The sequence below is a fragment of the Bradyrhizobium sp. SRL28 genome, assembly GCF_018596315.1.
Classification (GTDB): domain Bacteria; phylum Pseudomonadota; class Alphaproteobacteria; order Rhizobiales; family Xanthobacteraceae; genus Bradyrhizobium.
The window spans coordinates 203,775-217,243 of record NZ_JAHEAG010000006.1 but is presented as its reverse complement, the minus strand read 5'-3'; the positions used below and the strand labels follow the sequence as shown (position 1 = coordinate 217,243).

General features: G+C 62.9%; 12 protein-coding genes and 1 pseudogene. 10 read left to right on the top strand and 3 right to left on the bottom strand.

What is annotated here, in order from left to right; all coding sequences use genetic code 11:
• Positions 1-168: 168 nt before the first annotated feature.
• On the bottom strand, positions 169-1,962 hold the full coding sequence (locus KIP88_RS16705; protein ID WP_214489017.1) for a potassium/proton antiporter: 1,794 nt from the start codon (positions 1,960-1,962) through the stop codon (positions 169-171).
• 228 nt (positions 1,963-2,190) lie between these two features.
• On the opposite strand from KIP88_RS16705, the gene KIP88_RS16700 reads away from it, so the two are divergent.
• From KIP88_RS16700 to radC, 5 genes are all read left to right on the top strand, one after another.
• Positions 2,191-3,507 carry a mechanosensitive ion channel family protein gene (locus tag KIP88_RS16700; protein ID WP_214489016.1) on the top strand — a complete coding sequence of 439 codons (1,317 nt, stop codon included), beginning with the start codon at positions 2,191-2,193 and terminating at the stop codon, positions 3,505-3,507.
• A 118-nt stretch (positions 3,508-3,625) separates the two neighbouring features.
• Positions 3,626-4,450, top strand: coding sequence for a type I methionyl aminopeptidase (map, locus tag KIP88_RS16695; protein WP_214489015.1), 825 nt, complete (start codon positions 3,626-3,628; stop codon positions 4,448-4,450).
• 39 nt (positions 4,451-4,489) lie between these two features.
• Entirely contained in the window at positions 4,490-5,449 is a 960-nt protein-coding gene (locus tag KIP88_RS16690) for an SMP-30/gluconolactonase/LRE family protein (protein ID WP_214489014.1), read from the top strand.
• A 149-nt stretch (positions 5,450-5,598) separates the two neighbouring features.
• Positions 5,599-6,558, top strand: a complete 960-nt coding sequence (locus KIP88_RS16685) for an MBL fold metallo-hydrolase (protein WP_214489013.1) — start codon at positions 5,599-5,601, stop codon at positions 6,556-6,558.
• Between the two features lie 115 nt (positions 6,559-6,673).
• Positions 6,674-7,387, top strand: coding sequence for a DNA repair protein RadC (gene radC, locus KIP88_RS16680; protein ID WP_214489012.1), 714 nt, complete (start codon positions 6,674-6,676; stop codon positions 7,385-7,387).
• A 103-nt stretch (positions 7,388-7,490) separates the two neighbouring features.
• Here radC and KIP88_RS16675 read toward each other — a convergent pair whose 3' ends face one another.
• Positions 7,491-8,330: a helix-turn-helix domain-containing protein gene (locus KIP88_RS16675; RefSeq protein WP_214489011.1), complete on the bottom strand. Its 840-nt coding sequence runs from the start codon at positions 8,328-8,330 to the stop codon at positions 7,491-7,493.
• A 168-nt stretch (positions 8,331-8,498) separates the two neighbouring features.
• Between KIP88_RS16675 and KIP88_RS16670 the strand changes: the two genes are divergently transcribed.
• From KIP88_RS16670 to KIP88_RS16650, 5 genes and pseudogenes are all read left to right on the top strand, one after another.
• Positions 8,499-9,488: a tripartite tricarboxylate transporter substrate binding protein gene (locus tag KIP88_RS16670; protein WP_214489010.1), complete on the top strand. Its 990-nt coding sequence runs from the start codon at positions 8,499-8,501 to the stop codon at positions 9,486-9,488.
• A 172-nt stretch (positions 9,489-9,660) separates the two neighbouring features.
• Positions 9,661-9,750 (top strand): annotated as a pseudogene (locus KIP88_RS16665) (DNA repair protein); the annotation flags it as partial.
• Positions 9,751-9,971: 221 nt separating this feature from the next.
• Positions 9,972-10,547, top strand: coding sequence for an HdeD family acid-resistance protein (locus tag KIP88_RS16660; RefSeq protein WP_214489009.1), 576 nt, complete (start codon positions 9,972-9,974; stop codon positions 10,545-10,547).
• A 57-nt stretch (positions 10,548-10,604) separates the two neighbouring features.
• Complete coding sequence (locus KIP88_RS16655; RefSeq protein ID WP_214489008.1) at positions 10,605-10,823, top strand: hypothetical protein; 219 nt, start codon at positions 10,605-10,607, stop codon at positions 10,821-10,823.
• Positions 10,824-10,950: 127 nt separating this feature from the next.
• Entirely contained in the window at positions 10,951-12,405 is a 1,455-nt protein-coding gene (locus KIP88_RS16650; RefSeq protein WP_214489102.1) for a GntP family permease, read from the top strand.
• 39 nt (positions 12,406-12,444) lie between these two features.
• Here KIP88_RS16650 and KIP88_RS16645 read toward each other — a convergent pair whose 3' ends face one another.
• A complete protein-coding gene (locus tag KIP88_RS16645; RefSeq protein WP_214489007.1) occupies positions 12,445-13,113 on the bottom strand; it encodes a DUF1326 domain-containing protein in 669 nt (222 codons plus the stop codon).
• Between the last annotated feature and the right edge of the window lie 356 nt (positions 13,114-13,469).

Here is a 13,469-nt window from a genome sequence, read left to right as displayed (position 1 = left end):
GAAATTTTGATCGTTGGGTAGTTGCTGGATGCCTCCGCATTGCGGGTAACATAGGAGTTGAACGCAGCCTTTGGCGACAATCCTTCTTCCCAGAAATGGCACAGGAGGAGTTTGACACCGCCTTTGATTATCGCGAACGAACAACGACTCCTTGTCGCCCGTGAGAGCTCAGACCCCCGCTACCGACGACCAGATCTCCGCGAGCTTGCGCTTGGCCTTCTGCCTACGCGTCAAAGGCACGATCTGCTCCTCATCCTCCGGCAGCCGCAGGCCGACGACGTTGACGCGGCCGCCGCTGATGCTGCGCGCGACCAGCACGATGGGATCCAGCACGAGCTCGGCGCCTACCTTGGGCGCATGGTCGAGATGAATGTCGAAATAATCCGCCAGCGTCAGACTAGCCTGCTCTTCCCCGGCCGATACGCCATAGATCTGGGCGAGTTCACCAAGCGTGTGCTCGCCCGACACCATGAAATCGCCGAGCAGATGCGGATCGGGCGCCGAGCTCGGCGGCATGTCGACGAAGAAGCGGTCCAGCGCCTCGGCCTTCTCCGGCGGCGCCAGCAGATAGATGTAATCGCCGGCTGCGACCGGATCGGCCTCGGCAGGTGAAAGAATCCGCTCGTCGCGGATCACCAGCGTCGGTTTCGACCAGGACGGAATGAGCCCCCGCCGGACGTAGAGGCTCTTCGACCGCACCGGATAGCCGACCAGTTGCTGTTCGAGCTGGCCCGGCAGATCGAGCTCGACGCGCCGCGGGCCGCGGTCGACGCGCGGCAGCGCCACGTGTAGCCACCGCGCCGCCGGCCCCAGCGTCCAGCCCTGCAGCAGCAGCGAGATGACGACCACGACAAAGGCGACGTCGAAATACAGATAGGCTTTCGACAGCCCGACCAGCATTGGGATCGACGCGAGAAAGATCGCGACCGCCCCGCGCAGGCCGGTCCAGGCGATGAAGACCTTTTCCCGCCAGTTGAACCGGAACGGCGCCAGGCACAGCAGCACCGCGAGCGGCCGCGCCACGAGCATCAGCACGAGCGCCACGATCACCGAGGGACCCACGCTGTCCAGCAGGCGCTGCGGCGACGCCAGAAGGCCCAGCAGAACGAACATCACGATCTGCGCCAGCCAGGTCGCGGCGTCGAGAAAGGTTATCACCGAGTTATGCGCGCGGGTCGGCCGGTTGCCGATGATGATGCCGGCGAGATAGACCGCGAGAAATCCAGAGGCGTGCGAGATCTGCGCCACGCCGAAGATCACGAGCGCAGCGGTCGCGACAAAGGGCGCATGCAGGCCTTGCGGCAGCGCCATGCGATTGAGCGCCACCACCACCAGACGGCCACCGATCACGCCGATGACGGCACCGAGCACGCCTTCGCGGGCAAGCTCCATCACAACATGCCCAGGCGAGCTTTCACCGAGCGAAATGAATTCGACCAGCATCAGGGTGAGAAAGATCGCGAACGGATCGTTGGTGCCGGATTCGGCTTCCAGCGTTGCTCCGACACGGGGGCGCAGGCGCAGGCCCTGCGTGTGAACGAGCAGGAACACCGCCGCGGCATCGGTCGACGCCACCACGGCGCCGACCAGCAGCGCCTCGGTCCAGCTCAGATCGAGCGCATATTTGGCAGCCGGTGCGGCAACCACCGCGGTCACCAGCACACCAACCGTCGCCAGCACCATCGACGGCGCCAGCACGATACGGATGCTTTGAAACTTGGTCCGCAGGCCGCCGTCGAACAGGATCAGCGCCAGCGCCACCGACCCCACCAGATAGGTGGTGCGGACATCATTGAAATTGAGCTGGCCCGGCCCGGCATCGCCCGCCAGCATGCCGATCAGGAGGAACACCAGCAGCAGCGGCGCCCCGAAGCGCAGCGCGAGCAGGCTCGACAGGATGCCGGCCATCACCAGAATGGCGCCCAGAAAGATGGCGATGCTGACCGAGTCGAGAGAAGCCATGAACCTCCGCAATAACCTCTACAATCTTCGCAAATACTTGCAATTGCATCCTTATCGTTGCCACAGTTGAACGCCAACCCATTTCTGCGATAGCGGCAATGTGCCCGATTTCAGGGGCTTAATTGACTTCGCCGGCCCATGTATCGATGGTCCGGCCGCCCTGTTTGTGGAAATCTGCCCACCGTTCGAATCAAATTTGCCTGCGCTGCGCCTGACGAGATTTTGCCGATGGACATGGCCCCGAAAGAGATCGTTGAGTTTCTGCAATCGACCGCGCGATCGGTCGGTGCAGAGGTCACCTCGCCATGGTTCTATTTGCAGTTTGGGCTGATCCTGGCCGCCGCCGGCATCGCCTATGCGGCGGATGCGGCGATCCGCGCGCGGGTTGACATGACCTCGCTGGCGATGCGCTGGCCGTTGCCGCTGCGGCATTTCGCCCGCGTGCTGGTCGCCAGCGCGTCGACCGCGGTGTTCGCAGTCCTGGTGATCGCAGAGCGCATCACGATGTACCACCTGACGTGGCCAAGCCGCAGCTACCTGCTGATGGTCGCTGCCAAGCTGGCGCTGGCGTGGCTCGTGATCCGGCTCGTGACCTCGGTGATCCGCAACGCCTTCATCGTCAAGCTGGTGTCGATATCGGCATGGTTCGTCGCGGCACTGAGTATCCTCGGCCAGCTTGATCCGGCAGCGGAAACGCTGGACTCGTTTGCGATCGAGATCGGAGGCTTGCGGCTGACGCCGTTGCTGCTGATCAAGGGTGGCGCACTGTTGATCGCGGCGCTGTGGCTGACCAACATCGCCAGCAACTTCATCGAAAGCAGGATTACCCGCGCCAGCGATCTGACGCCATCGATCCAGGTGCTGCTGGTCAAGATTATCCGCATCGGTCTGATGGTGACGGCGATCGCGATCGCGCTCGGCACCGTCGGCATCAACCTTTCGGCGCTTGCGGTCTTTACCGGCGCGGCCGGCGTCGGCATCGGTCTGGGCCTGCAGAAGATCGTCGCCAATTTCATCTCGGGCATCATCCTGCTGGCAGACAAATCGGTGAAGCCCGGCGACCTCGTCACCATCGGCGACAGTTCGGGCCGCATCAGCGCGATGAAGACGCGCTACATCTCGGTCGCCGCCGGCGACGGCCGCGAGTTCCTGATTCCGAACGAGGATCTGGTGACGCAGAAGGTCGTGAACTGGACCTATACCGACAAGAACACGCTGGTGAAGGTGCTGTTCAGCACCAATTACGACGCCGATCCGCGGGCGGTGTGCAAGCTGGCCATCGACATTGCCGGCGCCGTGCCGCGCGCGATCAAGAGCAAGCCCCCGAACTGCATCCTGACCGAATTCGCCGAGGCCGGGATGAAGTTCTCCCTGACCTTCTGGTTGCCCGATCCGGACGGCCTGGACAACGTCAAGAGCGAGGTGATGCTGGCGCTGTGGGACGCCTTCAAGCGCGAGGGGATCCGTGTTCCCTATCCGGTCCGCGAAATCCGCGTCCGCGGCGGTGCACTACCGGTTGAACAGGTGGTGGAAGTTTCCGGCTAGATGCAAGTCTTTTTAGAGCCTCCAGCCCCCCAACCTCGGCTTGCCGCAGACCGCTTCGATCACTAAATTAGACCCTTAAAATCAACCATTCCCGTTCCCGCCGAAGCATGACCCGCCCATGAGCTATATTGAAGCGTCAGATACCTCCTTGCGAAAGACCGGCCAGATCAAACTGCATGGCGCGAGCGGATTCGCCGGCATGCGCAAGGCGGGCGCGCTGGTCGCAAAGTGCCTCGACGAACTCACCGACATCGTCAAGGCGGGCGTCCTGACATCACGGATCGACGAATTCGTCCGTGACTTCGCCTTCAGCCATGGCGCCTATCCGGCGACGCTGATGTATCGCGGTTACCGTTACTCGACCTGCACCTCGATCAATCACGTGGTCTGCCACGGCATGCCCGGCGACCGCGCACTGAAGGAAGGCGACATCGTCAATATCGACGTCACCTTCATCGTCGATGGCTGGTACGGCGATTCCAGCCGGATGTATGTGATCGGCCCGATCGCGCGCAAGGCGGAGCGGCTGATCGAGGTCACCTATGAGGCGATGATGCGCGGCATCGCCGCGGTGAAGCCCGGCGCCACCACCGGCGACATCGGCCACGCCATCCAGAGTTTTGTCGAGCCGCAGGGCATGAGCGTGGTGCGCGATTTCTGCGGCCATGGGCTCGGGCGCATGTTCCACGACGAGCCGAACATCATCCATATCGGACGGCCCGGCGAAGGCGTGATGCTCAAGCCCGGCATGTTCTTCACCATCGAGCCGATGATCAATCTCGGCAAGCCGCATGTGAAGATCCTCTCCGACGGTTGGACCGCGGTGACGCGCGACCGCTCGCTGTCGGCACAGTTCGAGCATTCGGTCGGCGTGACCGCGACCGGCGTCGAAATCTTCACGCTGTCGCAGCGCCACGGCGAGAAGCCGCTGGTTACGACGTAGTTGGGCAGGCGCCTGCCCCTCCCGTGCCGGGAGCTGACGATGGCGGCGGTGGCACGGCGCTTTCGAACCGGACTTGCTGCGACTTGTCTCATCGCATGTGCCATTTGCCTCGCAAGCCAGAGCAACGCGGCCGAGGATCCCCTGTTCGTCAGCAAGCGGATCACGCCGGAGGGCGAGTACACGTCCGGCATCGAAGGTCCCGCGGTCGACGCATCAGGCAACCTTTACGTTGTCAATTTTCAACAGAGCGGCAACATCGGCAAGCTGGCGGCTGGCGCCGCGCAGTCCCAGCTCTTCACGTCGCTTCCTGCTGGCAGCATCGGCAACGGCATTCGTTTCGATCGGCAGGGGCGGATGTACGTCGCTGATTTCAAGAAGCATAATGTCTGGGTCATCGAGCGCGGCGAAACCACGCCGCGCGTCTACTTTCATTCCGATCGGTTCAATCAGCCAAACGACCTGGCGATCGCGGCGGACGGCACGCTCTATGCCAGCGACCCGCGATTTGCATCGCCCGCAGGCGGCCAGATCTGGCGCATTACCCGCGGCGCCGACGGCAAGGGTCAGGGTGAAGTGATGTCCAGTACAAGGCGCCTCGGCGTGACCAACGGGATCGATCTGAGCCCGGACGGCGCCACGCTTTACGTGAGCGAGTCGAATTCGCGGCAGGTCTGGGCCTATCGCCTCGACGGCAGCAAATTGCTCGACCCACGGCTGGTCAGGGGTTTTGCGGATTTCGAGGTCGACGGCCTGCGCACCGACGTCGATGGCCGGATTTATCTGGCGCGGCTTTCGGCCGGCAAGATCGCTGTTATCGCAGCCGATGGATCGCTCGAGCGCGAGGTACCCCTGAGCGGAAAGCAGCCGACCAACCTCAGCTTTGGCGGCCCCGACGGCAGAACCGTGTTCGTGACCCAGAAGGAGGGCCGCTTCATTGAGGCCTTCCGTGTGAATGGTCCCGGCCGCGAGCCGTGTTTGCAAATGCCTCGCATGTGCTGAAAGCCCCCTGCCCCGCATTGCGGCAACACGCTTTGTCATTGAGCTGCAATGCACCGGAATATCCCGGGTTGTGTGGGGTAGCATCTAGCGCGAGCCCTTCGGAACAGAAGTCTCTGGCGGGCAAAAGATCAATCAAGGGAGCATGGGCAATGTTCGAAATTTCACGTCGTGATCTGGTTCTCGGGAGCACAGGGGCCGCGCTGGTTTTCGGCCTCAAGGGACCGGTTTCTTTCATCGGGGCTGCGCATGCGCAGCGCGCCGCTGACAGCTTCAAATACATGGTCGGCGACATCGAGGTCTTCAGCCTGCATGATGGCTCCGTCGAGCGCGTCGTCGCTGAGGGCATGGTCAAGAACGCCTCGGTTGACGACGTCAAGAAAGCGCTGACCGCAGCCGGCATCGGTCCCGACAAGTTCGACAATCCCTTCACCGTCACAGCGATCCGCACCGGCGGCAAGGTCATCCTGTTCGACACCGGATTTGGCAACAACGGGCCGCCGACGGTGGGCAAGCTCGCCGACAACATGAAGGCGGCGGGTCTCGATCCGGCGGCCGTCTCCACCGTCATCATTTCACACTTCCATGCAGATCACATTTCGGGCCTGTGGGTGAAGGAAACCAACGCGCAGGTGTTCCCGAATGCAGAAATCATGATGCCCGAGGTGGAGTACAAGTTCTGGACCGATCCCGCGCTGGTGGAGAAACTCCCTGAAGCCGCGCGCGGCACTGTGAAGCGCATTCAGGCGACCTTCCCGACCTGGAAGAACATCAAGCAGTACAGCGACGGCGCCGACCTCGCGCCCGGCGTCAAAGCCATCGCTACGCCCGGCCACACCGTCGGCCACATGTCCTTCCTGGTGGCCTCGGGCGGACAGCAACTGATCGTCCAGGGCGACGCCTCCACCCTCCACCAGTTGTTCGTAAGGAACCCCGGCTGGATCTCGTCGTTCGACGCCGACGGGCCGCAGGCGGAAGCTACGCGCCGCGCCTTGTTCGACCGCGTGATCGCGGACAAGGCCATGATCGCCGGCTATCATTTCGGCTTCCCGAATGTCGGAACGCTGTCGAAAGATGGCAACGGTTATGCGTTCGCGGCCGTGAAGGCCTGATCGCAAGCAAGGTTTGAAACGATCGGAAGGCGCCGCACTGTCTGCGGCGCCTTTTCGCCAGAAACGCTCGCACTTTAGAGTTGCAAAAGCTCGCCGGCACTGCATGGTTACGGCGATGCCAGCCAAGATCAGCCCCCCTCCAGATCAATCCGCCGAGACGCCGCATTATCACGGCCACCGCGAACGCCTGCGCGAGCGCTTCTATGCGGCCGGGCCGGAGGCGCTGAGCGACTATGAACTGCTGGAGATGGCGCTGTTTCCGGCCCTGCCCCGGCGCGACACCAAGCCGCTGGCGAAAGCGCTGTTGAAAAAATTCGGCTCGTTCGCCGAAGTCATTCACGCGCCGGTCGCGCGCCTGCGCGAGGTCGACGGCATCGGCGAGGCCTCGATCAACCAGATCAAATTGCTCGCAGCCGCCGCCAGCCGGGTGGCAAAGGGCGAGATCAAGCGCAAGGTTGCGCTGTCGTCCTGGAACGACGTGATCGAGTATTGCCGCAGCGGCATGGCGTTTGCCGATAAAGAGCAGTTTCGCCTGCTGTTCCTCGACAAGCGCAATCAACTGATCGCTGACGAAATCCAGCAGACCGGCACCGTCGACCACACCCCGGTCTATCCGCGCGAGGTGATCAAGCGCGCCCTCGAACTATCGGCGACCGCGCTGATCCTGGTGCACAATCATCCGAGCGGCGATCCGACGCCCTCACAGGCCGATATCCATATGACCAAGGCCATCGTCCAGATCGCCACCCCGCTCGGCATTTCGGTCCACGACCACATCATCGTCGGCAAGAACGGGCATGCGAGTTTGAAGGGGCTGAAGCTGATCTAGCAAGTCAGCTTTCAGGCGCAAAGCCGACGTGCACCGGAAGCGCTGGGAACGGCGCCCTTTAACCCCGAGCCGACTCGCCATCAGCCATAGACGTTGGGGATGGCTACCTTGCCGGCCTCTGCAGAGAGCCCACGATCTCGCGCGCGGCGGCCTGCAGATCGGCAAGGTGCCGGGCGGCGAAGTCATCTACCGTGAACGCCGTCCTGATCCAGCGAAAATTGATCGAGCCATGAACACGCCTGCCATCGAACAGCGCCACGGCAATTGCGGCTGCCCCATCATCGGCCGGGGTTTCTCCGTATCTACCGGCCACGTAGCTTGGGTCGCGTGTTGCGTAACCCCGGCGCCGCGCCTCACTGAGAATTCTCTCGAGCTTCTTCGGGTCGCGCGCGAGCCAGTCCTCCGGGTTGTTGGATTTCCTGAGTATGCGCAAGGTGTCTTCCCGCTCCTTCTCCGGACACCACGCGAGATAAGCGCGCCCGACGCCCGTCATCAGCCACCCCACCCGGCCACCAACCCGGCCGTGCAGCCCTGGGAGCACGAACGGACTGTGCGGCACGGTCGTCTCGCGTCTTTCCATGCAGTTGCCAGCGGGCACGAACAGATCGGACGGCCACTTCACCTTCTTGCACAGTCGGGCCAGAACGGGTGCTGCAGCCTCGGCAACGCGGTCGTACCGGTCCTGCTTTCGTACGACGTCCGTGAAGACGCTTAGCCGATAGCGGCCGTCGGCCAGACGCCGCGCGACCATGCCCGCCCGCTCCAGCGTGTTCAGAATGCGCAGCAGGCTGGGCTTGGATATCGCCGTTGCGGCGTGGATCTCGTGCAGCGACGAAATCGGTTCCGAGTGGAGGAATCTAAGGACTTGCAGTCCTCGCTCCAATCCTCTGATTGTTTCGACCCTCGGCATTGCCGATTCCTGTCGCTCGTCGAGCTCGGCCATTCTTCCCGTTCCGCTCCGCGGAGTCCAGTGTTCCGCAGTCCGGAATTCAGCGTTCCGCCCAGCGGAATCGACACCGATTTCTATGGTTTCTTGCACAGCAGAGCCCGATCCTTCGCGAGCGGGACATCCGAGGCGGCACGATGCTGTGCATCTACGAGGAGGGTGAGAATGGCAACGCAAACATTTCGTGGAATCTATTGGTGGGGGCGCCTCCTGCTGGCAGTGAGCCTGGGAGCAATGGCCCAACCGGCGGTCGCGCAATCCTACCCGTCCGGCATGATCCGCATCGTCGTCGGAGGCGGGGCTGGCGCGCCGCCGGACATCATCACGCGTATTATCGCCAACGAGCTTGGGCAGAGCGAAGGCTGGCGGATTGTCGTCGAGAACAAGCCTGGAGCCGCGGGGACGCTTGCAGCCGGCGAGGTCCTCAAGCAACCGGCGGACGGATATACGATCCTGGCCTTCACAATGGGCGCTTCGGCATCTCCCGCACTCCTGTCGAACATAGCCTTTCGTCATGACACCGATTTTGCTCCGGTAATCAAGGTCATGACCGCGCATCACGTTCTGGTTGCCAATCCGTCAGTATCCGCCAAGTCGATGACGGAGCTTGTTGCCTTGCTGAAAAGCCAGCCCGACAAGTTCACATTCTCATCAGGCGGGATGGGCACGCCAGCCCATCTCGCAGGCGAACAGTTCAGGCTCCAGACGGGGGTGCGCGTGACCCACGTCCCCTACCGGGCCCTGCCGCAGGCGATCGGGGATCTCGTCAACGGCACCAACCACTATCAGTTCATCACGCCTTTGCCTGTTCTCGAACTGATTGCCTCCGGCAAGCTCCGAGCGCTCGCCATCACGGCACCAACGCGCATGGCAGCCCTGAAGGACGTTCCCACCGTCGTCGAGGAGGGATTCCCGGAGCTCGTTATTGAGGACTGGGTCGGCTTCGTGGTGAAGAGCGGCACACCAGACGCCATCATCGGCGTGCTGAACGAGGCAATCAACAAGGCCCTGGCGAAGGCGAGCGTGCGCGAGGCGTTCGCGAAGATCGCGGCGGAGCCCGCCGGCGGGACGCCCGGCGAGTTCGGCGCGCACATCAAGTCGCAGATCGCGCACTGGAGCAAGGTCGTGAAGGACGCGGGGATCAAGCCCGAGTGACTGTCGAACAGGTACCGAGGGCCAAACCCCATGCTCAGATGCAAAGCCGCGGAAGCACGCAACGCCTACCCGACGCCCTCCCGCGCTGACATCGAAGCTGATCCAGCGAAGTCTGCTTTGTGACAGAGCGGCCCGTGTTGCGCACATAATGCGTGACCCTATCCACGCCCAGATCGCCATCCCGCTCGGCATTTCCGTGCACGACCACATCGTCGTCGGCAAGAACGGGCATACGAGCCTGAAGGGGATGCGGCTGATCTAACCTGCCGCCACAGCTCGGTAATCGCCTATCCCAACGAGGCGACCACCATCATGCCGCGGCAAGACCTCGCACGACGAAATCAACGACCGGCGCTATTAAAATCAGGTGATCGCAACGGGCAGTTGCGCTAATATGCACCTGTCGCACATCCCACGCCGCGCGCTGTCGCGTCGAGAGACCGACAAACCACGTCGGATAGGTTTTCGTATCGGAGGACCGTCATGACCAGCACTTCAGACACCGCGAGAAACCCTCAGGCCGGTTCGGATACGGCGCCCCTGCGCGCCAAGTCGGGCTGGATCATCGCGCTCGGCGTCATCTATCTGATTGCCGGGTTTATCGCGCTTGGCAGCGTCGCGATGGCTACCGTCGTCAGCGTTCTCGTCGTCGGCGTGATGATGATCATCTCCGGCGTCGCCGAAGTCTTTAGCGCCTTCCAGATCAAGAGCTGGGGCAAATTCCTGCTCTGGGCCCTGCTCGGCGTGCTCTACATCATCGCCGGCTTCGTCACGTTCCAGAATCCGCTGCTCGCCGCAGTGCTGCTGACCCTCGTTCTCGGCGCATCGCTGGTGGTCTCGGGCATCATGAGAATGTTTCTGGCCTTCAGCATGAAACGGGAAACGCCCTGGATCTGGGTGGCGCTGTCAGGCCTGATCACGCTTTTGCTCGGCGTGCTGATCCTGCTGCGCTGGCCGGTGTCGAGCGCTTATATCCTCGGCCTGTTCCTCGGCATCGATCTCATCATGGCCGGCGCGAGCTGGATCGGGCTCGGCGTCGGCTTGCGCCGCGCTCGCTGAGGTGTGGTTGGCGGGCTGCGTGCGGCGCAGTCTCTTGAGCGACGAAAAGGAGGCGCCATGCGCTGGATCTACCTCGCCGTCATCATTCTTTTCGCCGTTGCGACCATCATCTTCGCGCTGCAGAACTTCGAGGCCGTCACCATGTCTTTCCTCGGCTTGAATGCCCGCGTGCCGCTCGCGCTGCTGGTCGCCGTCGCCTACCTGCTGGGGGCTGCAACGGGCGGCAGTCTGTTCGCGCTGCTGCGTCGATCCTACGAAGGATCGAGAGGAGTATAGGAGCGTCCTGAAGGGCGCGCGCCGGGCTGGAATGCGCACGCATTCCTGAAAGCGCATGCGACCCCGGCCGGCGCTCCACGACCGATCTCGATGCACCGCTTGCGGAGTGCTGAGGGCGATGACTCTACTGGGACTTCTCGGCATCCTGATCGGGCTCGGCCTGCTGATCTTGTTCGCCTATCGGGGGTGGAGCGTGTTGCTCCTCGCGCCGCTTGCCGCGCTGGTGGCCGCGCTGTTTTCCCGCGAGCCGCTGCTGGCCCACTGGACCCAGACCTTCATGGTGAGCGCGGCAGGCTTTCTGGCCCAGTTTTTTCCGCTGTTTCTGCTCGGCGCCCTGTTCGGCAAACTGATGGAAGACAGTGGCTCGGTCGCCGCGATCGCGACCTTCATGACGCAGCGGCTGGGCACGCGGCGGGCCGTGCTCGCGGTGGTGCTCGCCGGAGCGCTTGTCACATATGGCGGCGTCAGTCTGTTTGTCGCCTTCTTCGTACTCGCGCCGATGGCGCACGAGCTGTTTCGCAACGCCGGCATCCCACGGCGGCTGATGCCGGCGACGATCGTGCTCGGCACCTCCACCTTCACCATGTCGGCGCTGCCCGGCACGCCATCGATCCAGAACGCGATCCCGATGCCGTTCTTCGGCACCACGCCGTTCGCCGCGCCCGGCCTTGGCCTTCTGGCATCGCTGATCATGTTCGGCTTCGGCCTGTGGTGGCTCAACCGCGAAGAGGCCAAATCAAGAAGAAGCGGCGAAGGTTTTGGCGGCGGCGTGCCGATGCCTTCCGACCGTCTCGCCACCGACGACAAGCTGCGCGAACGCGCCACTACCGCGCGGGAATTCGATCCGGCGGAGATCGCACACGGTGCGGTGACCGACGCGCCGCCGCCGGTTGCACTCGCCTTGCTGCCCCTCATTGTGGTGATTATCGTCAATCTTGCGATGTCGCTGTTCATCCTGCCGGCGCTGGACACCCACTTTCTCGCCGAAGCTCGCTGGGGCGAAACGTCGCTCGCATCCGTCGGCGGCGTATGGGCTGTTATCACAGCCCTCGCCTGCGCGATCGTGGCGGTTCTCGCCGTCAGCCATCGGCGATTGCCGGCCCTGCGTGCAACCATGGACGCCGGCGCCAACGCCGCCGTACTGCCGGCGGTGAGCGTGGCGAGCCTGGTTGGGTTCGGCGCTGTGGTGGCCGCGATGCCCGCCTTCGATGTCGTGCGCGACATCGTGCTCGGCATCGGCGGCGGACCGCTGGTCTCACTGGCGGTTGCGACCAATGTGCTCGCCGCGCTCACCGGCTCGGCATCGGGTGGGCTGACCATTGCGCTCGACGCCCTCGGGGCGACGTATATGGCGCGCGCGGCGGAGATCGGGCTCGATCCCGCGCTGCTGCATCGCGTGGCGGTGATCAGTTCGGGCACGCTCGACAGCCTGCCGCATAACGGCGCGGTCGTCACGCTGCTCGCCGTCTGCGGATCGACGCACCGGGACAGCTATCGCGATATCGTCATGGTCGGTATCGTCGGCGCGCTCATCGCCCTCGTTGCCGTCATCGTGCTCGGCTCGCTGGCGGGATCATTCTGAACCTCGCCACTGCCTGACGTCATTCACGGGAACGCGGGGTCATGTGCCAAGCCATGCCGTCAGCCTTGATCTTTGCCTGACCAGGCCATCCTGGTTGAAGTGGTGAACGCAGAAGTGAGCCCATGAATTTTCGTACGCCATGTCCATGTCACCCGTAACCGACGTGGTGCCTAGGCCGATTTCTGCGTAGGTAAACTCGAAACTGCCACTGGGGCGCGCCAGCGCAATGTGGAATGGTTGACCGGTGAACTCGTTGATCTTCGGCCTGCCGGTGCTCCGCATGACGCCGGGTATCTCTACCCTTGCGGTTCTGAGCTCGAGGTCCGCATCGAGATCAATCGGCAGGAACAACGTCTTGCAAAATTCCGAGCAGGTGGACGCGAATACGGCGAATAGATTGCTCAATGGTTCGCACGCCTCGCCTGAGATGATCGTTTCAAGCGCGATCCGTTGAGCTTCATCTGCACGCTCGTCGATAACGATCTGGCGCCGGCCGTTTCCGTCCTTGATTTCGCCAGGCCATTTGTACAGCGCCGCCCAGTTCAAGCCTGAGAGCGGCGTATCGTTGAAATGACCTTCCACGATGGTGCCGACGAAGGCCGACTGGCAGTAGCCGTGGGTACTCGGCAGGTTGAACTGGCAACCGCAATTCATGGCGCAATTGCAGTTATCGTAAGTCTCGCTCTTGAATAGCCATTGATCAGCCATCTCACTGCGCCTCCCGTCGCTTATGGTTGACGCCCTGATTCCACAAACAGGTGAGTGTCGCCGCCGAGCCTCCAGTCTGGGGCCGGGGTTTGCGTTGCAGTGTTCACACCCCGTTTGCCCCGGAAGTTTAGCGGCGTTGACCTGCGACTGAAACCGGATGGCTGGATTTCCGGTTGTGGCCCATTGACGCCCCCGGCGACAGCCGGTTCCCTCCACGACCACATCATCGTCGGCCAGAACGGTCACGCAGGTTTGAGAGGGCTGCAGTTCACCCAGCTGCGTCAGCGATCCATCGTAGATGGAGCACGGTGCGCGACTATATATTTGGTGCAGTGCCTTAATCTGCAATTTTGTAT

Coding starts and splice junctions, on each gene's coding strand:
- KIP88_RS16705 (WP_214489017.1), bottom strand. CDS start 1,962: ATGGCTTCTCTCGACTCGGTCAGCATCGCCATCTTTCTGGGCGCCATT.
- KIP88_RS16700 (WP_214489016.1), top strand. CDS start 2,191: ATGGACATGGCCCCGAAAGAGATCGTTGAGTTTCTGCAATCGACCGCG.
- map (WP_214489015.1), top strand. CDS start 3,626: ATGAGCTATATTGAAGCGTCAGATACCTCCTTGCGAAAGACCGGCCAG.
- KIP88_RS16690 (WP_214489014.1), top strand. CDS start 4,490: ATGGCGGCGGTGGCACGGCGCTTTCGAACCGGACTTGCTGCGACTTGT.
- KIP88_RS16685 (WP_214489013.1), top strand. CDS start 5,599: ATGTTCGAAATTTCACGTCGTGATCTGGTTCTCGGGAGCACAGGGGCC.
- radC (WP_214489012.1), top strand. CDS start 6,674: ATGCCAGCCAAGATCAGCCCCCCTCCAGATCAATCCGCCGAGACGCCG.
- KIP88_RS16675 (WP_214489011.1), bottom strand. CDS start 8,330: ATGGCCGAGCTCGACGAGCGACAGGAATCGGCAATGCCGAGGGTCGAA.
- KIP88_RS16670 (WP_214489010.1), top strand. CDS start 8,499: ATGGCAACGCAAACATTTCGTGGAATCTATTGGTGGGGGCGCCTCCTG.
- KIP88_RS16660 (WP_214489009.1), top strand. CDS start 9,972: ATGACCAGCACTTCAGACACCGCGAGAAACCCTCAGGCCGGTTCGGAT.
- KIP88_RS16655 (WP_214489008.1), top strand. CDS start 10,605: ATGCGCTGGATCTACCTCGCCGTCATCATTCTTTTCGCCGTTGCGACC.
- KIP88_RS16645 (WP_214489007.1), bottom strand. CDS start 13,113: ATGGCTGATCAATGGCTATTCAAGAGCGAGACTTACGATAACTGCAAT.